At 70.0% G+C, this 21,690-nt stretch carries 22 protein-coding genes; 15 read left to right on the forward strand and 7 right to left on the reverse strand.

Going from position 1 to position 21,690, the window contains the following annotated elements; genetic code table 11:
• Positions 1 to 60 precede the first annotated feature (60 nt).
• The 8 genes from ACZ60E_RS02225 (at position 61) to ACZ60E_RS02260 (ending at position 8,002) form a co-directional block, all read left to right on the forward strand.
• Complete coding sequence (locus ACZ60E_RS02225) at positions 61 to 1,473, forward strand: FAD-binding oxidoreductase (RefSeq protein ID WP_469437151.1); 1,413 nt, start codon at positions 61 to 63, stop codon at positions 1,471 to 1,473.
• A 174-nt stretch (positions 1,474 to 1,647) separates the two neighbouring features.
• A complete protein-coding gene (locus ACZ60E_RS02230; RefSeq protein ID WP_469437153.1) occupies positions 1,648 to 2,700 on the forward strand; it encodes an ABC transporter substrate-binding protein in 1,053 nt (350 codons plus the stop codon).
• 21 nt (positions 2,701 to 2,721) lie between these two features.
• Positions 2,722 to 3,594: an ABC transporter permease gene (locus ACZ60E_RS02235; RefSeq protein WP_469437156.1), complete on the forward strand. Its 873-nt coding sequence runs from the start codon at positions 2,722 to 2,724 to the stop codon at positions 3,592 to 3,594.
• Positions 3,595 to 3,608: 14 nt separating this feature from the next.
• Entirely contained in the window at positions 3,609 to 4,424 is an 816-nt protein-coding gene (locus ACZ60E_RS02240) for an ABC transporter permease (protein ID WP_453790191.1), read from the forward strand.
• Positions 4,421 to 5,359: an ABC transporter ATP-binding protein gene (locus ACZ60E_RS02245; RefSeq protein WP_469437158.1), complete on the forward strand. Its 939-nt coding sequence runs from the start codon at positions 4,421 to 4,423 to the stop codon at positions 5,357 to 5,359. Before ACZ60E_RS02240 ends, ACZ60E_RS02245 begins: the two co-directional genes overlap by 4 nt.
• A 3-nt stretch (positions 5,360 to 5,362) precedes the next feature.
• Positions 5,363 to 5,767 carry a VOC family protein gene (locus ACZ60E_RS02250; RefSeq protein WP_469437160.1) on the forward strand — a complete coding sequence of 135 codons (405 nt, stop codon included), beginning with the start codon at positions 5,363 to 5,365 and terminating at the stop codon, positions 5,765 to 5,767.
• A 178-nt stretch (positions 5,768 to 5,945) separates the two neighbouring features.
• Positions 5,946 to 7,031 carry a LacI family DNA-binding transcriptional regulator gene (locus ACZ60E_RS02255; RefSeq protein WP_469437162.1) on the forward strand — a complete coding sequence of 362 codons (1,086 nt, stop codon included), beginning with the start codon at positions 5,946 to 5,948 and terminating at the stop codon, positions 7,029 to 7,031.
• Between the two features lie 68 nt (positions 7,032 to 7,099).
• Positions 7,100 to 8,002, forward strand: a complete 903-nt coding sequence (locus tag ACZ60E_RS02260; protein WP_469437164.1) for a DUF1963 domain-containing protein — start codon at positions 7,100 to 7,102, stop codon at positions 8,000 to 8,002.
• A 104-nt stretch (positions 8,003 to 8,106) separates the two neighbouring features.
• Here ACZ60E_RS02260 and ACZ60E_RS02265 read toward each other — a convergent pair whose 3' ends face one another.
• On the reverse strand, positions 8,107 to 8,976 hold the full coding sequence (locus ACZ60E_RS02265; protein ID WP_469437167.1) for an alpha/beta fold hydrolase: 870 nt from the start codon (positions 8,974 to 8,976) through the stop codon (positions 8,107 to 8,109).
• Positions 8,977 to 9,053: 77 nt separating this feature from the next.
• Positions 9,054 to 10,031: an acetylxylan esterase gene (locus ACZ60E_RS02270; RefSeq protein WP_469437169.1), complete on the reverse strand. Its 978-nt coding sequence runs from the start codon at positions 10,029 to 10,031 to the stop codon at positions 9,054 to 9,056.
• Between the two features lie 575 nt (positions 10,032 to 10,606).
• Here ACZ60E_RS02270 and ACZ60E_RS02275 point away from each other — a divergent pair.
• The 5 genes from ACZ60E_RS02275 (at position 10,607) to ACZ60E_RS02295 (ending at position 16,724) form a co-directional block, all read left to right on the forward strand.
• Positions 10,607 to 11,851, forward strand: coding sequence for a sugar ABC transporter substrate-binding protein (locus ACZ60E_RS02275; protein WP_385832172.1), 1,245 nt, complete (start codon positions 10,607 to 10,609; stop codon positions 11,849 to 11,851).
• A gap of 35 nt (positions 11,852 to 11,886) precedes the next feature.
• Positions 11,887 to 12,867, forward strand: coding sequence for a carbohydrate ABC transporter permease (locus tag ACZ60E_RS02280; RefSeq protein ID WP_469437171.1), 981 nt, complete (start codon positions 11,887 to 11,889; stop codon positions 12,865 to 12,867).
• The gene (locus ACZ60E_RS02285; RefSeq protein ID WP_384796822.1) at positions 12,864 to 13,742 is read left to right on the forward strand and encodes a carbohydrate ABC transporter permease; all 879 of its coding nucleotides are present in this window, start codon (positions 12,864 to 12,866) and stop codon (positions 13,740 to 13,742) included. The genes ACZ60E_RS02280 and ACZ60E_RS02285 overlap by 4 nt, the downstream gene beginning before the upstream one ends.
• Positions 13,743 to 13,916: 174 nt before the next feature.
• On the forward strand, positions 13,917 to 15,119 hold the full coding sequence (locus ACZ60E_RS02290; protein ID WP_469437174.1) for a glycoside hydrolase family 1 protein: 1,203 nt from the start codon (positions 13,917 to 13,919) through the stop codon (positions 15,117 to 15,119).
• 183 nt (positions 15,120 to 15,302) lie between these two features.
• Positions 15,303 to 16,724 carry a glucoamylase family protein gene (locus ACZ60E_RS02295; RefSeq protein ID WP_469437176.1) on the forward strand — a complete coding sequence of 474 codons (1,422 nt, stop codon included), beginning with the start codon at positions 15,303 to 15,305 and terminating at the stop codon, positions 16,722 to 16,724.
• A gap of 23 nt (positions 16,725 to 16,747) precedes the next feature.
• Here the strand turns inward: ACZ60E_RS02295 and ACZ60E_RS02300 are convergent, their stop codons facing one another.
• Positions 16,748 to 17,614: an alpha/beta fold hydrolase gene (locus ACZ60E_RS02300; RefSeq protein ID WP_469437178.1), complete on the reverse strand. Its 867-nt coding sequence runs from the start codon at positions 17,612 to 17,614 to the stop codon at positions 16,748 to 16,750.
• Between the two features lie 108 nt (positions 17,615 to 17,722).
• Here ACZ60E_RS02300 and ACZ60E_RS02305 point away from each other — a divergent pair, with 108 nt between their 5' ends.
• On the forward strand, positions 17,723 to 18,229 hold the full coding sequence (locus ACZ60E_RS02305) for a CGNR zinc finger domain-containing protein (protein WP_469437180.1): 507 nt from the start codon (positions 17,723 to 17,725) through the stop codon (positions 18,227 to 18,229).
• Between the two features lie 82 nt (positions 18,230 to 18,311).
• Here ACZ60E_RS02305 and ACZ60E_RS02310 read toward each other — a convergent pair whose 3' ends face one another.
• From ACZ60E_RS02310 to ACZ60E_RS02320, 3 genes are all read right to left on the reverse strand, one after another.
• On the reverse strand, positions 18,312 to 18,488 hold the full coding sequence (locus ACZ60E_RS02310; protein ID WP_384796837.1) for a hypothetical protein: 177 nt from the start codon (positions 18,486 to 18,488) through the stop codon (positions 18,312 to 18,314).
• A gap of 91 nt (positions 18,489 to 18,579) precedes the next feature.
• Positions 18,580 to 19,659 (reverse strand): NAD-dependent epimerase/dehydratase family protein, encoded by a 1,080-nt coding sequence (locus tag ACZ60E_RS02315; RefSeq protein WP_469437182.1) that lies wholly within the window; start codon positions 19,657 to 19,659, stop codon positions 18,580 to 18,582.
• 52 nt (positions 19,660 to 19,711) lie between these two features.
• Positions 19,712 to 20,158: a MerR family transcriptional regulator gene (locus ACZ60E_RS02320; protein WP_469437184.1), complete on the reverse strand. Its 447-nt coding sequence runs from the start codon at positions 20,156 to 20,158 to the stop codon at positions 19,712 to 19,714.
• A 304-nt stretch (positions 20,159 to 20,462) separates the two neighbouring features.
• Between ACZ60E_RS02320 and ACZ60E_RS02325 the strand changes: the two genes are divergently transcribed.
• Entirely contained in the window at positions 20,463 to 20,912 is a 450-nt protein-coding gene (locus ACZ60E_RS02325) for a DoxX family protein (RefSeq protein WP_384796846.1), read from the forward strand.
• A gap of 76 nt (positions 20,913 to 20,988) precedes the next feature.
• On the opposite strand, the gene ACZ60E_RS02330 is transcribed toward ACZ60E_RS02325, so the two are convergent.
• Positions 20,989 to 21,639, reverse strand: coding sequence for a TetR/AcrR family transcriptional regulator (locus ACZ60E_RS02330; protein WP_469437186.1), 651 nt, complete (start codon positions 21,637 to 21,639; stop codon positions 20,989 to 20,991).
• Between the last annotated feature and the right edge of the window lie 51 nt (positions 21,640 to 21,690).

The raw sequence follows: 21,690 nt of genomic DNA on the forward strand, positions 1-21,690 counted from the left end.
GACCTCCATTTTGTGTCGACAGTACCGTTCTGAATGTCTGCACCACCCAAGGAGCCACACTTGCCCAGGACGCCCGATCCCCATACTGCCCCGTCCCCGCGTGGAGCCGTCGGCGGAGATGTCACCGGCGCTCTCCTCCGCCGTGGCGACGCGAGTTATGAGAAGGCCCGTCTCGGCGCCGTGTGGAACGCGCGCAAGCCGGACCGGTTCCCCGAGGTCATCGTCGTCGCCGAGGACGAGCGGGACGTCGTCCTGGCCGTACGGCTGGCGCGGGCCGAAGGACTTCGCGTCTCCGTCCGCTCGGGCGGGCACAGCTGGGTCGGCAACGGCGTACGGGAGGGCGGACTGCTGATCGATCTGTCCCGTCTCCAGGGGATCGACGTCGACCCGCACGGCCGTACCGCCGCCGTCCAGCCCTCGGCGAAGGGGCCGGCGATCCAGCGGGCCCTCGCCCCGCACGGGCTGTTCTTCCCGACCGGTCACGCACCCACCGTCGGTATCGGAGGCTTCATCCTCGGCGGTGGCTACGGCTGGAACTCCCGCCACCTGGGGCCGGCCTGTCTGAGCATCCGCGCGATCGACGTCGTCCTCGCCGACGGCACCCTGGTACATGCCACCGACGAGACCCACCCCGACCTGCTGTGGGCGGCCCGGGGCAGCGGCCCCGGCTTCTTCGGTGTCGTCACCCGTTTCCACCTGGACGTCCACGAACGGCCGACCGAGATCCGGCGGACGGTGCACAGCTACCCCCTGGCACTGCGCGACGAAGTGCTCGCCTGGTCGTACGACCTCCTGGAACGACTGCCCAGCACCGTGGAGTTCTCCGCCAAGGTCGGCTTCACCCCGGGCCTCGGCACCCAGGCGATCTCCCTGACCGCCACCGCCTTCTGCACCCCGGCACACGGGCCCGGGACCCTGGCCCCGCTGGAGGAAGCACCCTTCCGCGACCAGGCCCTGCGTGCCACGGTCGGCGAACCGATCACCATCGACGAGCTGTACGACATCGCCGACCGCCTCAACCCGGAGGGCCTGCGCTGGGCCGTGGACGGTGTGTGGGCGGAGGGCACGGCCGAGGAGATCGTCGGGGCCGCGCGGCCGGTGCTGGACACCATCCCCGACGGGACCAGCTTCGTGCTGTGGATGCTGTGGGGCCACTACCCGCCGCGCCCCGAAGCCTGCTGGTCCGCCCAGGCCAAGGCCTATCTCTCACCCAACGCCGGCTGGTACGACCCCGCCGAGGACCTCGCGCACGAGAACTGGGTGCACGGCTCGCTGTCCGCCGTGCACCACCTGTCCCGGGGCCTGCAGTTCTCCGACAACAACCTCGCCGACCGCTTCGACCTCGGCCTCAGCGCCGAGAACGCCGAACGGCTGGAGAGGATCCGTGCCGTCCACGACCCCGACGGACTCTTCCGCACCTATATGACCCCGGCCGAGTCGACCACCGCCTACGCGGTCGCCCGCCGCGCGTGACGCCGTACGCCCTGTGCCGTGCCCTGTGTCTCATGCCTGACGAACGCCGCGCCTGAAGCCGTACGGCCCGCGCGGTTCGCCATCCGTACGGGCGACCGCCTCGCCCGGAGAGCCGCATCCGCCCGTGGGGCCGCATCCACGGGCCGCCACAACTGTGCAAAGGAGCACACCCTCATGCCGAAGAGCACGCGACGCATCAGAAGCACGGGAAGCACGCCGAGCGGGGGAAGGGAGCGAAGCCCGTTCGGCCGCCTCGCCGTCGGAGTGGTGACGCTCGTCGTCGCCGCCCCGCTCGCCGCCTGCGGGTCGGGTGACGCCACCTCGGCCGGCAGCGACGGGTCGGCCAAGATCACCGTGCTGCGCTCCAACGGCGCCCTGTTCGAGCCGCTGTACATCGCCGAGCAGCAGGGCTACTTCGAGGACGCGGGCCTGGACGTCACCATCAAGGCCGGCGCCCAGGACACCTCGCAGAACGCCCCGTCCGTCCTCAACGGCGAAGCCCAGTTCGCGATGACCGACAGCTCCGGCTTCCTCAAGGGCGCCGCGAAGAACATGCCGATCCGCATCGCCACCGGGCTGGTGTCCGCCACGACGAAGACCGACCCCACCGACGGTCTGCTGGTCAAGAAGAGCAGTTCCATCAAGGGGTTCGCCGACCTGGAGGGCAGGACCGTGGGGCTGTCGGCCCTCGGCGGCACGATCCAGTTCATCGTCGAGTATTTGGTCGAGAAGGAGGGCGGCGACCCCAGCAAGGTCAAGTTCGTCTCCCTGCCGACCACCTCGCTCACCGACGCGGCCACCACCGGCAAGACGGACGCCGTCTACTCCTTCGGGGCCTTCTTCGCGGCCGGCAAGCAGGCAGGTCTGCGCTCCATCGGCAACGGGATGAACGACCTGCCCGGCATCACCCAGGGCGTCCTCTTCGCCACCCAGAAGTACCTGTCGTCGAACTCCGCCACGGCGAAGAAGTTCACCGACGCCGTCGCCAAGGCGATCACCTACGCCAACGCGCACCCCGACGCCGTCAAGGCGATCGACAAGAAGTACACCCAACTGCCCGCGGACTACATCGAGAAGTCGCAGATCGCCTACTACGACAAGAACATCGACACCACCGTGATGCGCACCGTCATCACGAAGATGCACGGCTACGACCTGCTCAGCAGCGCTCCGAAGGACGACGCCATCTACTGGGACAAGGCTCCGACGGTCACCGCCGGCAGCTGAGAGCGGCAGAGGTACACCACCATGGCCATCTCATCGACGGACCGGCCCCCGGCGGCCCCGGCCCGAAAGCGCCCCGCCCGGTCCACCCGGCGCGCACGGCGTACCCGGCACACCCGGGCCGGGAACCCGGGGCGCCGCGTGCTCCTGATGCTCCAACTCTCCGCCGTCCTCGCCGTTCTGCTGATCTGGGCGGCGCTCGCGGCGGCCCGGCTGGTGAGCGCGACCGCGCTGCCCGGCCCGACGGCGGTGTTCGGGCAGTTCCCGCACCTGTTCGGCGACCCCGTCTACTGGCAGGCGGTGGGGGACACCCTGAACGGAGCGGTGACCGGCTTCCTCGCCGCCGCCGTCATCGGCGTACCACTGGGCCTGGTCACGGGCACCTACGCGGCGGCCGAGCAGTCGTCCCGGCTGCTCGTCGACGTCCTGCGGTCCTTCCCGGTCATCGCCCTGCTGCCGGTGTTCCTGCTGGTGCTGGGGTCCACGCCGACGATGAAGACCACGGTCGTCCTCCTCGCCTGCGTCTTCCCCGTCTTCCTGCAGGCCCAGTACGGCGCCCGGTCCGTGACCCCGATGATCGCGGAGACCATGGACAGCTACCGCGTCCCCCGGCTGCTGCGCTTCCGCAAGGTGATCCTGCCCAGCGCCACCCCCTCGGTCATGACCGGACTGCGGCTGGCGGCGACGACCTCCGTGCTGGTGGCCATCGGCGTCGAGGTGCTCACCACACTGCCGGGCATCGGCCACGAGGTCGTGCAGGCGCAGCAGGGCGGGGCCGCGGCACGGGCGTACGCCTACATCGTCACCGCGGGCGCGATCGGCTACACGATCAACCTGCTGTCCCAGTTCGCCGAACGACGCCTGTTGCGCTGGCGTCCGCCGACCCACACCGACTGACGAGGGGAGACACCATGTCCACGCGTTCCTCGGGCGCCCTGTGGCAGTCCCTGCTCAAGCAGTTGTGGCTGCCGGTCCTGTGCGTCGCCGTCCTGCTGCTCGCCACCGCGGGCAGCACCAGTTTCTACTTCCCGCCCGCCACCGATGTGCTCGCCACCCTGTGGCGGGAACTCCTGCACGGCGGACTCGTCGGCGACCTGCTGTTCTCCCTGCGCAACATCGCCCTCGGGCTTGCCCTCGCCACGGTCGTGGGGGTCGGCGCCGGCCTCGTCATCGGCGAGATCGATCTGCTGAGACAGGCGACCGGCCCGCTCCTGGACTTCGCCCGCGCGACCCCTACGGTGGCGTTCGTCCCGGTCATCATCCTGACCCTGGGCATCGGATCGGGCCCGAAGATCTTCCTCATCGCCCTCGGTTCGCTCTGGCCGATCCTGCTCAACACCATCAGCGGGGTGCACGGCATCAACCCGGCCGTGCACGAGACCGCCCGCGGCTACCGCATCCCCTGGAGACTGCGGTTGTTGAAAGTGGTGCTTCCCGGAGCCCTGCCGCAGATCTTCGCCGGTATCCGCGTGGCCCTCTCGATCGCGGTGGTCCTCATGGTCGTCAGCGAGATCTACGGATCCCCCGTGGGCCTGGGCAACTTCATCCTGCAGAGCGGCTCCAGCTTCGCCGTCCCGGAGACCTGGGCCGGCACCGTCCTGATCGGCATCCTCGGCTACGGCCTGAGCGTGCTCCTCCTGGCGGCCGAGTACATGCTGCTCGGCTGGTACCACCAGCGTCCGCCGCGTGCCCGGCGGCCCATGTCCCGAAGCGAGGCCAAGACATGACACAGCGACACGCGAAGACGGGCAGGGGCGGCTCCAGCCTGGTCGTGGAGGACGTCGGCAAGTCGTTCGGCCACGGCGCGGACGAGCACCGGGTGATCGAAGGCCTGTCCCTGCGGGTCGACCCCGGTGAGTTCGTCTGCGTCGTCGGCCCGTCCGGCGCGGGCAAGACCACCCTGCTGCGCTGTCTGTCCGGACTGATCCGCCCCACCACGGGCACGATCCGCTACGGCGACGAACTCCTCACCCGCCCGCACGCCGACATCGCGGTCGTCTTCCAGGACTACCGCGGTTCCCTGCTGCCCTGGATGCGGGTACGGGACAACGTGGCCTTCCCTCTGGAGGGAATGGGAGTCAAGCGCGCCGAACGCAACCGGCGGGCCGAGGAATGCCTGGACGCCGTCGGCCTGGCGGACGTCGGCGACAAGTACCCCTGGCAGCTCTCGGGCGGTATGCAGCAGCGGGTGGCCATCGCCCGCGGACTCGCCTACGAGGCGCCCGTACTGCTGATGGACGAGCCCTTCGGGTCGGTCGACGCCCAGTCCCGCTTCGACCTGGAGGACCTGACACTCTCGCTCCGCGCCTCCCTCGGCATCACCGTCGTCCTCGTCACCCACGACATCGACGAGGCCGTCTACCTGGGCGACCGCGTGGTCGTCATCGGCGGCCGTCCGACCACCGTCGTCGACAACCTCCAGGTCGGCCTGGGCCCCGACCGCGACCAGATCACCACCCGCGCCGACCACCGCTTCACCGACCTGCGGACCCAGGTCCTGACCATGATCCGCGAGGCACAGGGGCCGGGGAGGGGGCCCACCGTGCGAGCTGAGCCGGCGCCCGATGAGCCGGTGCACGACCGGTCGTCCGGCGACACCGCAGGTGGCACCCGGCGGGGCGACGGCCCGGCCCGGGAGAAGACCGTACGGGCGGTGCGCTGACCGATGACACGCTTCGACCACGTGGGCATCTCCGTGCCCGACCTGGAGGCCGCCACCGCCTGGTACTGCGATGCGCTGGACCTCACCGCGGCCCCGGTGTTCGCGATCCCGGGCACCGATCTGCGCGGGGTCATGCTCCTGCACGCCGGCGGCTACCGCATCGAACTGCTCCACCGCCCCTCGGCCCGCCCGGGCCCGACACCGGGCAGCGCCCTCGACGAGGCGGGCACACACGGCTTCGGCCATATGTGCCTGTGTGTGGAGGACGTGACGGCGGAGTTCGCACGACTCGTCGCGGCCGGCGCGGGAGTGAGCATGACTCCGCGCCCGGCCCCACGCCCCGGCGCCGTCATGGCCTTCGTCACCGACCCGTACGGCAACCTGATCGAACTGCTCGACCGCGACTGAGGGGCCAAGTCCGTTCAGCCGTTCAGCCGGTCGGGCTCGTCGGGCTTGGCCGTGGACTTGGCCGGTCAGAGAGGTTCCGGTTGCCTCACAGGCGTGCACGCCCCTAGTGTGAATGCGCTTTCATCGCCATGCATGCATCACAAGAGACGGGGGCCTGACCCATGAACGGCGCCGCATCGTGAACGCGAATCCCACGGTGTACGACGTGGCCGAACGTTCCGGAGTGTCCATCGCCACGGTGTCCAGGGTGTACCGCAGCCCCGACTCCGTACGGGCCGCCACCCGCGAACGCGTGCTGGCGGCGGCGAGCGAGCTGGGATACGTGCCGAGCGGCAACGCCCGGGGTCTCGCCAGCCGTTCCACCGGTGTCCTCGGCCTGTGCTTCCCGGACTACTCCGACCCCGACACGGTCGGCGCCGAGGACGACGACGCCGCGATGCTCTACTCGGACCAGATCATCCGGGGCATGGAACGCGCGGCCCGCCGGCACGGGTACGCGCTGCTCATCGCGGCCTCCCTCGCCGGGGGCCCGGAGAGCCTGGTGGCCCAGGTCGCCGGCCGGGTGGACGGCTTCGCCGTGATGGCCCGCACGGTGCCGACGGAGGAACTCGAAGCGATCTCCCGGCGCCGACCGGTGGTGATGCTGGCCGGACCCCGTGCGAAGGACCCCTCCCTCGACCATCTCGACCACGTCGAGGTCGCCAACGAGGACGGCCAGTACGAGCTGACCCGGCACCTGGTCCACGACCACGGGCTGCGCCGCCTCGCCTACGTGGGGCTCCTGGACGACTCACCCGATGTCGAGGCACGCTTCCGGGGCTTCCGCCGGGCCTGTGTCGAGGCAGGCATCGAGACCGCCGTCGCACCGGCCCTGCGCATGCCGATGATGACCCAGGCCGAGGGCGCCCGCGCCGCACGCCTGCTGTGCGAGGGAAGCAGCGACCGGCCCGAGGCGTTCGTGTTCGCCAACGACCAGATGGCGGTGGGCGCGCTCCAGGCCCTCGAACGCCGTGGCCTGCGCGTACCCGACGACGTCGTCGTGACCGGCTTCGACGGCATCCCGCTGAGCCGCATGGTGCGCCCCGCGTTGACCACCGTGCGCCAGCCGATGGTGCGTATGGGGGAGGAGGCCGTCGACCTGCTCGTACGACGGCTGGGCGCACAGCCTCCGCAGGAGCCCGTCTCCCTGATGCTGCCGGTCAGTGTGGCCCGCCGGGCGAGCTGCGGCTGTGAGGAGACGACGGTCCTGCCGACGGTCGTCTGACGTTCGTCCGGCCGCCCACGGCCCGGTGCCGGAGCCTGCGTGTCAGAGCCTCCCACTACGGTTCGACCATGACTTCTGGCATGGCTTCCGAGATGCAGGACCGGTTACGGCTGTTCCGTGACGAGTCGATCGCGCGCGGCGTCCCGGCCGACGACGTCGAGCGATGGACGAACCTCGCCCGCCCGTGCGCGACGCTCACACAGGGCGAGGGCGAGGGCGAGGGCGAGGGTGAAGGCGGCGGAGGCCCGGTCGTGGGCCGGTTCGGCGGTCCGCTCCTGCTTCCCGCCGACACACCGGATCCGGAGCACCCCTTCGTCGCCTCCATAGACCTCGCGGCCCTGCCCGCCGACGCGACGGACCTCCCGCTGCCTCCCGACGGCCACCTGCTGCTGTTCGCCTTCCCCGAGACGGCGGACGACCACGAGACCATGGGCAGCGCGGTGTACGTTCCGGTCGGCACGGCCGTCGTGGAACGGGACAGCCACGCCTGGAACCCCCACGACTTCGACGACTACGAGGCGATGTTCGAGGAGTTCCCGCAGGGTCCGCTGCGGGCGACGGCCGAGGTGTCGCTGCCGTACCACCACGCGGTCGAGATCTCGGGGAAGCCGGGGAGCGGACCGCTTCCCGGACATCCGCGCTCGGAGGAACTCGTCGCGGCCTGGGACCACACCCGAGGGGCGATCGCTCCCGAAGGGCCGCTGCAGATCGGGGGATACGCCGACGAGGAGGTCGTCTACACGGACCCGGTCGCCCGTGCCGTGTTCAGGGTGCTGCGGGCGGTGGAAGCGGGCCGCTGGGACGGACCGGTCTCGGACGATGTCGCGGACTGGGTGCTGCTGGCGGACTGGCATGCGGGCATGGACGTACAGGGCTGGGAGGGTTCCAGCGTCCACTGGGTGATCCAGCGGACGGACCTGGCGGCGCGGCGCTTCGACCGCACGTTCACCGAGGTGTTCTGGAACCCCTGATCCGGGCCGAGTGCCGGCACCGGTTCGCAGGCCCACGTCCCAGCAGCGGGTCCCGGAGCCAGGTCCCGACACCGGGTCCCATAGCTGAATGTCAGTGCCGGATCTCAGAACACCTGGATCAGTTCGTCCAGCATGCGGTCGGCGGCGCCCACGGCCACCGAGAGGTGGCCCTCACCGTCTTCGAGGTGGACCACGGCCCGCGGAAGGTTCGCCGCGAGCCATTGCCCGTGGGCGAACGGCACCATCAGGTCTTCACTGCCCTGCCAGACGAAGCCGGGCACCGTGATCTCCTCCAGCGAGAACCCCCAGGGCCTGGTGAACGCGAGGTCGTCATCGACCCAGCCGTCCACGCCGAGCCGCAGTCCCTCCGCGAAGTTCGCGGCCAGATCCTCGCCGAGCTCCTCCGTCAGCGCGGCACGGTCGACCGGGGACAGCACGCTCCGCATACCGGCGATCAGTCCCGCCGCGTCGGTGTCGCGCAGTCCGGCCGCCTCCCTCTCCAAGTAGGGGCGCAGCGCGGCCTCCCCGCGTACGGTCAGGCCGAACTCCTCGATGTTCCCCTCGCCCATGCCGGCCAGGAAGTCCATCTCCGGCAGGCCGTACGGCGCGACTCCGGCGATGACCAGGACTCCGGCGACCCGGTCGGCCAGCCGTGCCGCCGTGGCCAGGGCGTGTGGCCCGCCGCCCGACCAGCCGCTGACCAGGCAACGCGGCGCACCGAGGTGGTCGAGCACGGCCCGCACGTCCGAGGCCACGTCCACGACAGCGCGGCCCGGCGCGCGTGTGGACCCGCCGTACCCGGCACGGGAGAAGGTCACGAACCGCAGCCCGCGTGCGTGAGCAGCGCGTTCCATGGAGCGGATCGGCCGCAGGCTGCCGGGGGTGCCGTGGTGGAAGAGCAGCGGAATTCCGTCCGCGGGCCCGGTCACGGCCATGTCGAGCTGTCGGCCGTCGAGCGTCGAGATCGTTGTCATGAGGGGAAGTGTGCACGAGCCGACGAGAGACCTGTTTCCGGTAGCCGGTTATCTCCCCTCCTCGCCTCCTCCTCTCCTCACCCCAACCACGATCCGAAGAACTCCGACGTGACCTGCCCCAGTTGACGTCGCTGCTCCGGCTCACCCGGGTAGGGAAGGTGCCCGGCGTCCAGAACCTCCAGTCGGCGCGGACCGGCGAGTGCGTTGTGCACGGCGAACTGGCCCGGCGGTGGCACGACAGGGTCGAACAGGGCGCAGGCGGACAGCACCGGGATACGCAGGTGTGTCGCCGCGGTCGCCGCGTCGAAGTAGGCGAGGACATCGAGGGCTTCCGGATGCTCGCGTACATGGGTGCGCACGGACTCGCCGCTGCCGGTGCAGGGGAGGGTGCACCGCAGTGGGTGGTTACCGAAGGTCGGCACGGTCAGCCCGGCCGCGGTGAACCGGTCGTCCCAGGGCAGCGCCAGCGCGCCGATCCCGCCACCGAAGCTCTCGCCGAGGTAGCCCAGTCGCCTGCCGTCCAGCGCGGCCGAGGGAACCAGTTCCAGCAGGGCCGAGGCGGCGCCCCACACGGCCGCGACGCAGTCGCCGATGAGGTAGGTGTCCCGCGAGCCGATGCCGTGCAGGACGTGCCCGTCCGGGTCCGAGGGCACCCCCGGCCGCAGACCGAGAGCGGGAAGGCCGGGCGCGATCGGCAGGATCGCGGCGGACTCCGCCAGCGGAAGCGGGATGTCGGCGCCGGCATCCTTGCGTCCGCCGTAGCCGTGCCCGATGACGAAACCGTGGCGTACGGGCCCGTGGCACGGTAGCGCCAGCAAAGCGGCACACCTGCCGCCGAGCGCGTCGTAGAAGACCTCGTGCACGCGGAAGCCGTCGCGCTCCTCCACGACCTCGCCGAGCTGTGGCCGCGGTTCCACCCGAGCCGCCGCGTCCCGCCGCTCCTGCCAGAAGTGGCCAAAGTCCGCGGGCTCACGCGGAACCCCCACAGCCAACAACTCCTCAAGCCCGTACCCCCGGCCCGAACCCCCCGCAGAGAAGCAAAAAGAAGAAGCCACACACAGACTGTAACCAGCCACCCCATCCCCCAGAGGCCCACGCCCCCCCCACGACGACCGTCACCCGACGTCGGGCCGGGGCCCCGCAGGGGGCGCGGGGAACGGCGCGCTCAGCCCACAACGACCGGCACCCGACGTCGGGCCGGGCCCCGGAAAGGGGCGCGGGGAACGGCGCAATCAGCCCACCACAACCCGCACCCGACAACGGCCCGCCCTCCCCCGAAAGCGGCGCGAGGTGGTCGCGGGGAACGCCACAAGCCCCCCACCCCCACCCCCCATCCCCACCCCAAGCGGAGCGCCACCCCATGCAATGATCCGTTTTGCGTTGCTCCCGCACAGACTGTCCCCCACCCCTCTCCGGGCAGGGCGAGGCAGTCGAACACCAGAACCCGCCCACAAAATGTCCCGCCCGTTACGGGAGTGTGACCAAGCCCCCTCTTGCCAGGCCGGGAATCACTGCCACAGAGTGATGTATGCGCTTACAGGCAGCGCATACATCGTGAATGTCAGGCGTGCACCTCGGCCGTGAACTGCAGCCGTGAACGTCAGTCAGAACGCTCAAGGAGGAGCCGCCCATGAACCGCGCCGCCGCAACCGGGTCGATCGCACTCACCCTGGCATCTGCCCTCACCCTCACCGCCTGTGGCGGCTCGGGTGGCGCGGGCGTGGCAGCAGACGCCAAGCAGACCCTGACCGTATGGGCGATGGGCACGGAGGGGGAGAAGCTCGGCGACGTGGCCGAGGAGTACGAGAAGACCCACTCCAACCTCACGGTCAAGGTCACCCCGATCGGCTGGGACGTGGCCCACCAGAAGCTGGTCGCCGCCGCTGCCGCGGGCAAGCTGCCCGACGTGATGCAGATGGGCGGAAGCTACCTGGGTGAGTTCGCCGACATGGGCGTCCTGGAGCCGGTCGACTCCAAGACCGTCCACGAGACCGACTACTTCCCCGCCGCCTGGCAGCAGGGCTCCTACGACGGCAAGACCTACGGCGCCCCGTGGTACGTCGACACGCGCGTCCTCTTCTACCGCACGGACCTCGCCAAGAAGGCCGGCATCGAGAAGGCCCCGGCCACCATGGCCGAGCTGCAGAGCGCAGCCGAGGCGTACCAGAAGCAGGCCGACACCAAGTGGGGCCTGTCCATCCAGCCGGGCGGCCTCGACACCGTACAGAGCTTCTACCAGTTCCTGTACTCCGCCGGCGGCGCCATCATCGACGAGGACGGCAAGGCCGCCGTGAACTCCGCCGCGGCCGTCAAGGCGCTGGAGAACTACGGCAGCTACTTCGACAAGGGCCTGAGCGAGAAGTCCGTACGCCCCGGCTACGACGTCACCAAGGACTTCAACACCGGCGCCGTCCCCATGTTCTTCGGCGGCCCCTGGCTCACGAACCTCATCGACGAGAACTACCCCGACCTCAAGGACAAGTGGGCCGTCGCCCCCGTACCCGCCGACGTGGCGTCCGTGTCCATGGCCGGCGGTTCCAGCCTGGCCATCTCCGCCGACAGCGACCACAAGGCCGCCGCCAAGGAACTCGTCGCCTACCTCACCGGCGCCAAGGGCCAGGCCGACTGGTTCGAGCGGACCAACGACCTGCCCGCCAACACCGAGGCCTGGACGACCGGTGACCTCGCCGACGACCCGACCATGCAGGTGTGGAGGCAGCAGATGGACACCGCCCGCGCCACCCCCTCCCAGCCCAAGCTGACCGAGATCACCTCCAAGGTGGACACCGCCATCGAGTCGGTCACCCAGGGCAAGTCCTCCGCGAAGGAAGCGCTGGACAAGGCCCAGTCCGAGATCGAAGGCCTCGTGCAGTAGCAGGCAGCAGGAGGCCGTAGGAGAAAGTCCCCCTCATGTCCCTCACCACAGGACCGGCCGCCCCGCAGGCGGCGGCCGTCGACAAGAGCCCGCACGGCGGTGGCAAGGCAGGTCGCAAGCGCCGTGCCAACCGCTCGCTCAGCAAGCACAATCTGACCGGATGGCTGTTCTCCACACCGTTCCTGGTGCTGTTCGGCGTTTTCATGCTCTTCCCGATCGTCGCCACGCTCCTGATGAGCTTCACCGACTTCGGCGCCCGGAACGTCACCCGGCCGCTGGAGGCGGAGTTCGTCGGCCTGGACAACTACACCCGGCTGTTCCAGGACGACAAGTTCCTCAAGGCCCTGTTCAACACCGCCTACTTCGTGGTCGTCGGCGTACCCGCGACCATCGTTCTCGGACTGCTCGCGGCGATCCTGCTGAACAACGGCATCCACCGGGCCCGCACCCTGTTCCGCGTCGGCTTCTACGCGCCGGTCGTCACGACCATCGTCGCCGTGGCCGTCGTCTGGCGCTTCGTGCTCGACCCGTCCGACGGACTGATCGCCTCCCTCGCCTCCGAAGTCGGCCTGACCGCACCGGACTTCCTCGGCTCGGAGACCTGGGCGATGCCGTCCCTGATCACCGTGGCGGTGTGGCGCAACCTGGGCACCGTCATGGTGCTGTGCATCGCCGGCCTCCAGGCGATCCCCACGGACGTCCGCGAAGCGGCCCGTCTCGACGGCGCCGGAGTCTGGCAGGAACTGCGCGGCATCACGATCCCCCTGCTGCGCCCCACCCTGCTGTACGCCACGGTCATCACCACCATCGGCTACCTGAACGTCTTCGAGGAGCCCTTCGTGATGACCCAGGGCGGCCCGTCCGACTCCACGCTGACCGTGTCGCTCGACATGTACCGCGAGGGCTTCAACTTCTTCCACATGGGCTATGCCAGTGCCATGGCGTACGTCCTGTTCGTCGTGATCATGGGCATCACGGTGCTCCAGCTCCGACTGCTGAAGGACAACACCCGATGACCGCCGAGACCGCCGAGAAGACTCACAAGGCCCCGGCCCGCCGACGCACCGGCCGCGGGCGCACCCCGCTGCTGTACGTGATCGCCTCGGTCGCCCTGCTCGTGATGGCCGCCCCGTTCCTGTGGATGGCACTGTCCGCGTTCAAGACGAAGCAGGACCTCACGGCGAACCCGCCCGTATGGATCCCCTCCCGCTGGACGCTGGACAACTTCACGTCGCTGCTCGACCAGCTCGACATGCCGCAGTACTTCCTGAACTCGCTGATCGTGGCCGTCCTCGTGACCGTCAGCAATCTGCTGTTCTGCTCCATGCTCGGCTACGCGCTGGCCAAGCTCGACTTCACCGGGCGCTCCAAGGTCTTCGCCCTCGTGCTGGCCGCCCTGATGGTCCCCGGCAACCTCATGATCCTGCCGCTGTACGTGCTGATGAACGGCCTCGGCCTCATCGACACGTACGCCGGGCTGGTCCTGCCCTTCGCGGCGGGCGCGTTCGGAGTGTTCCTGATGCGGCAGTTCATGCAGTCCGTGCCCGACGAACTGCTGGAGGCGGCCCGCCTCGACGGCGCGGGGGAGTGGTACATCTTCTGGCGGATCGTGATCCCGCTGGTCAAGCCCGCCCTCGCGACGCTGACGATCTTCACCTTCCTGGGTTCCTGGAACAACTTCATCTGGCCCCTGATCGCCACCAACGATCCGGACAAGTACACCCTCCCGGTGGCGCTCGCGACCTTCGCCAACGATCCCAACCGCACGGTCGGCGGCGGCAACGGCATGCTGATGGCCGGCTCGCTCCTCGTCGTGCTCCCGGTCCTGGCCGTGTTCGCCGTCCTGCAACGGCACTTCACCCAGGGCATCGCGACGGCGGGCCTGAAGTAGCCCACCGGACACCTCTTTCCGCGGGCCTCCTCCGGCCTCCGTGCGCCCACTTCTCCCGGCCTCCCGCACCCGCCGGCCGAACGGTCCCTCCGTCGACCCCCGGGCCGGATCGCCGTGCCGCCACCACCGCGACTCCCCACTCCCACCCCCACACCAGAAAGACAGATACGGACGATGACGTACTCCACCACCCGCTTCCCCGACGGCTTCCTGTGGGGCGCCTCCACGGCCGCCCACCAGATCGAGGGCAACAACGTCAACAGCGACTGGTGGCGCAAGGAACACGACCCCGCCGCCGGGATCGCCGAGCCCAGCCTGGACGCCTGCGACAGCTACCACCGCTGGGAGCAGGACATGGACCTGCTCGCCGAACTGGGCTTCACCGACTACCGGTTCAGCATCGAGTGGGCCCGTATCGAGCCCGTGCGCGGTACCTTCTCCCGCGCCGAGATCGCCCACTACCGCCGGATGGTCGAAGGCGCCCTCGCCCGCGGGCTGCGCCCGATGGTCACCCTGCACCACTTCACCGTCCCGCAGTGGTTCGAGGACTTCGGCGGCTGGACCGCCGACGGCGCGGTCGAACTCTTCGCGCGGTACGTCGAGGAGTGCGCGCCCGTCATCGCCGACGGCGTCCGGCACGTGTGCACCATCAACGAGCCGAACATGATCGCCGTCATGGCAGGCCTCGCCAAGACCGGCAACCAGGGCTTCCCGCCCGCCGGTCTGCCCACCCCGGACGAGGAGACCACCCGCGCGGTCATCGCCGCCCACCACGCGGCCGTCAAGGTCATCCGCGCAGGTCACCCCGACATCCAGGTCGGCTGGACCATCGCCAACCAGGTCTACCAGGCCCTGCCCGGCGCCGAGCAGGTCACCGCCGACTACCGCCACCCCCGCGAGGACGTCTTCATCGAGGCCGCCCGCGGCGACGACTGGATCGGCGTGCAGTCCTACACCCGCACGAAGATCGCCGAGACCGGGCCCGTCCCGGCGCCGGACGACGTAGAGCGCACCCTCACGCAGTGGGAGTACTACCCGGCCGCCGTCGGGTACGCCCTGCGCCACACCGCCGAGGTCATCGGCGACGGCACCCCGCTCATCGTCACCGAGAACGGGATCGCCGCCTCGGACGACACCCGCCGCGTGGACTACTACACCGGCGCCCTCGGAGAGGTCGCCGCCGCGATCGAGGACGGCCTGAACGTGCAGGGCTACCTTGCGTGGAGCGCCCTCGACAACTACGAATGGGGCTCGTTCAAGCCGACCTTCGGGCTCATCGCCCTGGACCCGCAGACCTTCGAGCGCACGGCGAAGCCGTCCGCCGTGTGGCTCGGCAGTCTCGGCCGCGACCGCGTCCTGCCGCGCACCGCGGTCTGACCGCACCCCCCAGACCGGGAGCCGGCCGGCACCTGACACCGGCCGGTTCCCGCCCCACCCCCAGCTCCATCCCCACTTCACCGCGCCACCCCGCATTCCATTGCCTCACCCCTGTACCGCCGTTCAGCACCACGGACACGCACCCTTCCGCCTGCCTGCTCACCGCAGAGGAGCCAGAGCCGCATGAACCGTCGTAGCTTCCTGACCGCCGCAGCGACCACCGCCGCCGCCACGTGCGCCACCTCCCTCACCGGCACGGCCCACGCCGCCCCTACCGGGCGGACCGACACCGAACGCCGCCTGTTGCATGACTGGTTCGTCGCGACCCACCGCTCGATGGAGGCCATGACGACCGAATTCGGCCTGGCCGCCGACAAGATCGACGTCAGCGGCAGCGGGACGCCCGTACCGTCCGCGCAGACCTCACCGACCAACATCGGCTGCGGCCTGTGGTCCACCGTCGCGGCAGCCGGACTCGGTGTCATCTCCGCGGCCACCATGCACCGCCGGCTGGCCCGCACGATCGCCGCCGTGGAACGCCTGGAACGTGCCCACGGGATGTGGTTCAACTGGTACGACGCGCACGACGGTTCACTGCTGACGGCCTGGCCGGAGACCGGCGACCCGATACGGCCCTTCCTGTCCAGTGTCGACAACGCGTGGCTGGTGACCGGCCTGCGGATCGCCGCGGACGCCGCCCCCGAACTGCGTCCCCGCGTAGCCGCCCTCCTCGCCGACGCCGACTGGTCGTACTACTACACGCCCTACGACCCGGCCGACCCCGTCGCCGGTCCCGGGCAGTTGCGTGGCGGCTTCTGGCCGGACAAGCCCGGTAAGGGCGAGCCCACGGGCCACCACTACGGCGCCCTCAACACCGAACCCCGGATGGCCAGTTACCTCGGTATCGCCGACGGCACACTGCCCACCGAGCACTACTGGCATCTGCTCCGCACCATGCTGCCGGGCATGGGTCAGGAACAGGAACCGCGGGGCGAGTACGTCGAGATCGACGGCGTACGTGTGTGGGAGGGCCACTACACCTACCGCGGCCGGGACCTCGTCCCCACCTGGGGCGGTTCCATGTTCGAGGCGCTGATGGTCCCGTTGTTCGTGCCCGAGTCCGAGTGGTCCCCGCGTTCCTGGGGCACCACCCACCGGCGTTACGTCCGCAGCCATATCGAACACGGCCTGATCGAGGAGGACCTGGGTTACTGGGGCTTCTCCCCGGCCTCCATACCCGCCGGCGGCTACCGGGAGTACGGCGTCGACGCCATCGGTATGCAGGAGGACGGCTACAACTCCCTGGGCGTCGTCACCCCGCACGCCTCCTTCCTCGCCCTGCCCCAGGCCCCTGCCGAGGCCCTTTCCAATCTCCGCGCCCTGGACCGTGCCTTCGGCGCCTACGACGACCGCTACGGTTTCCGCGACTCGGTCGATGTGACGACCGGCCGCGTGAGTGACCACGTACTGGCCCTGGACCAAGGCATGATCACCGCGGCCATCGCCCAGCATCTGCGCCCCGGTCTGCTCCAGACCCCGTTCCGCACGGCGGGCTTCAACGCCCGGGTGCGTCCGCTGTTGCGCAAGGAGCGGTTCTCCATCTGAGAATCCCGGGCCACGGTCCGCCCTCAACCGGTGGCGGTCAGGAACCCGCGGATGTACCCGGCGACGGTGTCCAGGTGGCTTTCGAGCAGGAAGTGGCCGCCGCCGGGTATCAGGTGGATCTCCGCGTCCGGCAGGTGCCGGGCGAAGGCCCGCGCACCGTCCGGGCCGAAGATCTCGTCGCCCGCACCCCACACCGCGAGGAGGGGGACCCGGCGTTCCCGGAAGTAGGCGTGCAGCTCGGGGTAGAGAGGCGGGTTGCCGGCGTAGTCGCCGAACAGGGCGAGCTGAACGAGATCGTTGCCCGGACGGTTGACCTCGCGGTGGTCGGCGGCCCAGGTGTCGGGGTCGACCAGCTCGGGCCGGTCCACGCCGTGCAGATACTGCCAGCGGATGGCGTCGAGCGAGAGGGCGGCCCGGACGGCAGGTTCGGTCTCCGGCCCCGGGCTGTCCCAGTACGCCCGCACGGGCTTCCAGAACTCCGGTACGAAACCGTCCTCGTAGGCGTTGCCGTTCTGAGTGATCACCGCGGTGATCGCGTCCGGGTTGCGCAGGGCCAGCCGCCACCCGATGGGTGCGCCGTAGTCCTGCACGTACACGGCGTAGCGCGTGACGCCGAGCTGGTCCAGCAGGGCTTCGGTGATGTCGGTCAGGGAGTCGAAGGTGTAGGTGAACGCGTCCACGGACGGGGTGTCGGAGTTGCCGAAGCCGAGGTGGTCGGGGGCGATGACATGGAAGCGGTCGGCCAGCGCCGGGATGAGGTGGCGGAACATGCGCGAACTGGTGGGGAACCCATGCAGCAGCACAAGGGTGGGGGCCTCGCGGGGCCCTGCCTCGCGGTAGAAGACGCGATGTCCCCGCACTGTCGCGTACTGATGGCGGATCTCGACCATGGCTAACCTCTTCGATGGTTCATGACGGTTACCTCTCGGCGTCAAATAGACCGCGTTTGGGGTAACCTGTCAAACGTCTCAATGGAGTTAGTTGGTGAGGTGGGACCCGTGCTGGACGGCCAGGCCCTGATGCAGGCGCTGAACAGCACCCCTGTCGTGGACGGCCGACGCCAGGACCTGTGGCGTGCCGACCAGGAACTGGACAGGTGGGCGCGGGAGCACGGGGGTCTCGGCGGCGACGAGGAGCGCCGGTGGCTGCGCACCGCCCGGGACGCGCTCCAGGCGGTGGCGTCGGCCACGGCTGCGGAGACCCGGCTGGGTGAGCTGCTCGCGGGCGTTCACAAGGTCCCTCAGCCCAGTGCCTCGGGCATCGAGTGGCACCTGGAGGCGCCGGCGGAACGAAGACTCGCCGCGGAACTCGTCCTCGCGTGGGCGGACGTCAAGGAGCACATGCCCGGCCGGCTGCGGCCGTGCGAGAACCCCGAATGCCGCCTCTTCCTCCTGGACCGCAGTCGTGCCAACACCGCGCGCTGGTGCTCGATGAAGACCTGCGGGAACCGGCTCAAGGCCCGTCGGCACCAGGCTCGTACCCGGGAGACCTCCGGCCCCGAGTAGTGCCCTGCGTCCCGGCGCTCATGGGGAACTTCGCCTCCGCCCGGGACACGGAGAAGCCTCACCGGCTCCGGCCGGAACGGCCCTAGCTGTTGGCCTGGCCCCGCTCCGACCGCTCCGCCCACACCTGCGCCGCCTGCAGATCCGCTTCCTCCTGCGAGGTGCCCGCCTTCACCAGGATGATCCCGCGCGACCCGTCCGGGAACGTCACCTTCCGCATCGCTGTGCCCAACGGGCCTCCCGGTGTCGGTTCCTCCGGCATGGCGGCTCCTCTCGATGGCGAAACCCCCAGGCTAGCCGGGTCACCACGGCAATCGGGACAACTGAGCCAGGAGCGCAGGGAGCCGAGCCGGTCAGGGACGGCCTCCGTCGTCCGACGGCAGGGTCAGACCGCCCTCGATCAGGCTGGCCGCCGTCGCCACGATCGTCTCGGTGACGTCCCTCGGCTGCCAGCCCAGGACCGTACGGGCCTTCTCGTTGCTGATGACAGGGATGCGGCCCCGCAGGGTCGCGGCGTCCCGCAGGGTCGGATCGGTCTTCGCCGCCTCGCGTACCTGTTCGACGGTCAGTTCCGTGGCGGGCAGCAGACCGGCCGCGGCGGGAAAGTGCCGGCGCAGGATGCCCGCCATGTCGAAGAAGCTGATCGACGGCCCGCCGACGGCGATGAAACGTTCACCCGCCGCCTTCGGGTGCAGCATGGCGCGCAGATGCAGATCCACGACGTCCCGTACGTCCACGACACCGAAGTACATGACCGGCACCACCGGCAACTGCCCGGTCAGCATGCCCTGGACCAGACCGACGGAGCCCGAGGGCCGGTCGCCCAGCGGGGGACCGAAGATGCCCGTGGGGTTGATGACGGTCAGTTCGATGTCGCCGTGGGCGCGGGCGTAGTCCCAGGCCGCGCGCTCGGCCAGGACCTTCGACTTGTGATAGGCGGGCAGGCCCTCGGTGTCGGGGTCGGTCCAGTCCGTCTCCGAGTAGCGGTTGTCGGGCTTCAGCGTGTATCCGACCGCGGCGTAGGAGGACGTCATCACGACCCGCGGCACACCGGCCTCCCGGGCTGCCGCGATAACCCGCAACGCACCCTCGCGAGCGGGCCGGATCAGTTCGTCCTCCGTCTCCGGCGGCCTGACCGGGAAGGGTGAGGCGTGGTGCAGTACGTGGCCGACGCCGTCCAGGGCCGCTCCCCACCCGGCGTCCGAGCCGAGGTCCGCGACGGCGAACTCCAGCCGGTCCGCCGGATCGACCCCGGCGCGGCGCAGTGCCGCCCGCACCCCGGCTTCCTGCCCCGGCTCCCGTACCGTCACGCGGGCCCGGTGTCCCTCGCGCAACAGCCGGGCGATCGAGTGGCTGCCGACGAGTCCCGTACCGCCGGTGACGAGTACGGTGCCGAGTTCCTGGGAAGCGGTGTCGAAATCTTCTGCGTTCATGGTCGTCAGTCCTTCAATCCTTCGGTTCTGCTCTTCGGACGCGGAGTCAGAATCAGAATCGGTGCATCACGTCGAGGACGTCTTCGGCCGCCTGCTTCTCGGCGGCGGCGTCCCCGCGGACCCGGGCGTCCCACAGGTCCGCCTTGCGCCGCAGATACGTCAGGCGCAGCTGAAGCTGTTCGATGTCGGCGGCCAGTACCTCGGCCTGCCCGGCGAACAGGTCCCGCTGTTCGGCCGCGGCGGAGTCCCCTCGGGCGAGCAGGTCCAGATAGCGCCGCATCCCGGTGACCGTCATCCCGGCCGAGCGCAGGCAGGACAGCGCCTCGACACGATCCGCGGTCGCGGGCCCGTACCGGCGATGCCCGCTGGACTCGTCGCGGGCGACCGGGCCCAGGAGGCCGATCTTCTCGTAGTAGCGGAGCGTGGATTCGGCGAAGCCCGATCGCCGGGCCATCTCCTGGATGGTCAGGTCCGCGGCTTGCTGTCTGGTCGCTGACATGTGAGTAGCCTCCGCTACTTGAAGCGCTTCAAGTCAAACCGGACACACCGACCCCGTCACGAAGGCCCCCACGAAGCTCGTCACGGAGCCCGTCGCGAAGGCCGTCACGCAGCCCGGCTCGCGGACAGGAGCCGGTCAGCGGCCCACGACCTCGGCATCCGGTTGAACCCGGGGCGCCCCGCGCACGTACGGACGACTGAGGGACGCGACCCGGACTCCGTGGTCCATTTCCCCCTCATTCCATCGATCACGTACTGACCGGTCGCGCACCGACCGATCGCTTACCGACCTCTGAGGAGTTCTGATGACCACTTCGCGCCTCGGCGACTGGCTGACGTCGCGCCAGCCCTTCGTACTGGGCCTGTTCCGTATGGTCCTCGGCCTGTTGTTCACCACCGAGGGCGCTGCCACGGTCTTCGGGGTGCTGGACCGCAAGGCCAGTCCGACGGGCGACTGGCCCTTCTGGTACGCCGGGGTGATCGAGCTGGTGTGCGGCGCCCTGGTGCTCCTCGGGGTCGCCACACGCGGCGCGGCGTTCCTCAGCTCGGGGATCATGGCGTTCGCGTACTTCACGGAGCACCAGCAGGACGGCCTCTTCCCGCTGCAGAACGGCGGGCTGGCCCCGGTGCTCTTCTGCTGGGGGTTCCTGCTCATCGTGTTCTTCGGCCCGGGTGCCTTCGCGCTGGAACGCCTGGCGGGACGCGAGCGTGCCACGCGCCCCGTCACCGAGCCCGTGACGGAAGGGTCCCGGTGACCGTCTGATCCTTCGCGGCAGCACCAACGAGCACCTACGAGCACCCGCATGGTCACCCGTATGGTGCTGCCGCGCTTCAGGCAGGCTCGCTCGTTGGCTCCAACGCCCCCGCCCCGAGCCCCAGTTCGGCCTCCGCCACGGTCCTGGCCAAGTGGGTGATCGGGGCGCCGCGCTGTTCGGCGCTGGTGTTGATGTAGGCACTGGCCCCGTCGATCGCCACCAGGATGCGGACGGCCGCGGCCCGCGGGTTGGCGCAGACGAAGTCCCCTGATTCCGTACCGGCCGTGATCGCCTTCTCTATGCGCGTGCACCACAGCAGTTCCTGCGCCACGACGTGCTCGCGCAGTCCGGGGCGGTAGCGCGAGAGATGCCGGGCGTTGAGCCAGAGCCTGCTCACGTTGTCGAACTCGGTGCTGGACATCAGTGTGAAGAACCGCCGCAGGACCGCCCGCGGGGTGTCGTCGCCGGGGCCGTCCGGCCGCTCGGGCAGCAGGGTGTCCAGGTCGGCCATGGTGGCGGCCGTGAAGGCCTCGGCCACCAGGGTGTCGGCCGCGGGGAAGTAGTGGCCGACGAGTCCGGGCTGGACACCGAGTTCGTCGGCGACCCTGCGCAGGGTGATGCACTCGAGCCCCTCGACGAGGCCGACCTGCGCGGCGACCGCGACGATCTCGTGGCGGCGCTCCGCGGGAGCCTTGCGGACCCGCTTGCCCGGACCTCTTGACGTCATGCCGTGAATGTTATTGAGTATGCGACCAATAAGCAATTGGTCATGCGCCCA

The organism is Streptomyces sp. NPDC102514 (assembly GCF_055584525.1).

Bases quoted from the DNA above. Each gene is read 5' to 3' on its own strand.
- ACZ60E_RS02330 (WP_469437186.1), bottom strand. From the start codon at position 21,639: ATGACGTCAAGAGGTCCGGGCAAGCGGGTCCGCAAGGCTCCCGCGGAG.
- ACZ60E_RS02295 (WP_469437176.1), top strand. From the start codon at position 15,303: ATGAACCGTCGTAGCTTCCTGACCGCCGCAGCGACCACCGCCGCCGCC.
- ACZ60E_RS02245 (WP_469437158.1), top strand. From the start codon at position 4,421: ATGACACAGCGACACGCGAAGACGGGCAGGGGCGGCTCCAGCCTGGTC.
- ACZ60E_RS02275 (WP_385832172.1), top strand. From the start codon at position 10,607: ATGAACCGCGCCGCCGCAACCGGGTCGATCGCACTCACCCTGGCATCT.
- ACZ60E_RS02260 (WP_469437164.1), top strand. From the start codon at position 7,100: ATGACTTCTGGCATGGCTTCCGAGATGCAGGACCGGTTACGGCTGTTC.
- ACZ60E_RS02290 (WP_469437174.1), top strand. From the start codon at position 13,917: ATGACGTACTCCACCACCCGCTTCCCCGACGGCTTCCTGTGGGGCGCC.
- ACZ60E_RS02300 (WP_469437178.1), bottom strand. From the start codon at position 17,614: ATGGTCGAGATCCGCCATCAGTACGCGACAGTGCGGGGACATCGCGTC.
- ACZ60E_RS02240 (WP_453790191.1), top strand. From the start codon at position 3,609: ATGTCCACGCGTTCCTCGGGCGCCCTGTGGCAGTCCCTGCTCAAGCAG.
- ACZ60E_RS02280 (WP_469437171.1), top strand. From the start codon at position 11,887: ATGTCCCTCACCACAGGACCGGCCGCCCCGCAGGCGGCGGCCGTCGAC.
- ACZ60E_RS02235 (WP_469437156.1), top strand. From the start codon at position 2,722: ATGGCCATCTCATCGACGGACCGGCCCCCGGCGGCCCCGGCCCGAAAG.
- ACZ60E_RS02315 (WP_469437182.1), bottom strand. From the start codon at position 19,659: ATGAACGCAGAAGATTTCGACACCGCTTCCCAGGAACTCGGCACCGTA.
- ACZ60E_RS02310 (WP_384796837.1), bottom strand. From the start codon at position 18,488: ATGCCGGAGGAACCGACACCGGGAGGCCCGTTGGGCACAGCGATGCGG.
- ACZ60E_RS02265 (WP_469437167.1), bottom strand. From the start codon at position 8,976: ATGACAACGATCTCGACGCTCGACGGCCGACAGCTCGACATGGCCGTG.
- ACZ60E_RS02285 (WP_384796822.1), top strand. From the start codon at position 12,864: ATGACCGCCGAGACCGCCGAGAAGACTCACAAGGCCCCGGCCCGCCGA.
- ACZ60E_RS02250 (WP_469437160.1), top strand. From the start codon at position 5,363: ATGACACGCTTCGACCACGTGGGCATCTCCGTGCCCGACCTGGAGGCC.
- ACZ60E_RS02320 (WP_469437184.1), bottom strand. From the start codon at position 20,158: ATGTCAGCGACCAGACAGCAAGCCGCGGACCTGACCATCCAGGAGATG.
- ACZ60E_RS02230 (WP_469437153.1), top strand. From the start codon at position 1,648: ATGCCGAAGAGCACGCGACGCATCAGAAGCACGGGAAGCACGCCGAGC.
- ACZ60E_RS02325 (WP_384796846.1), top strand. From the start codon at position 20,463: ATGACCACTTCGCGCCTCGGCGACTGGCTGACGTCGCGCCAGCCCTTC.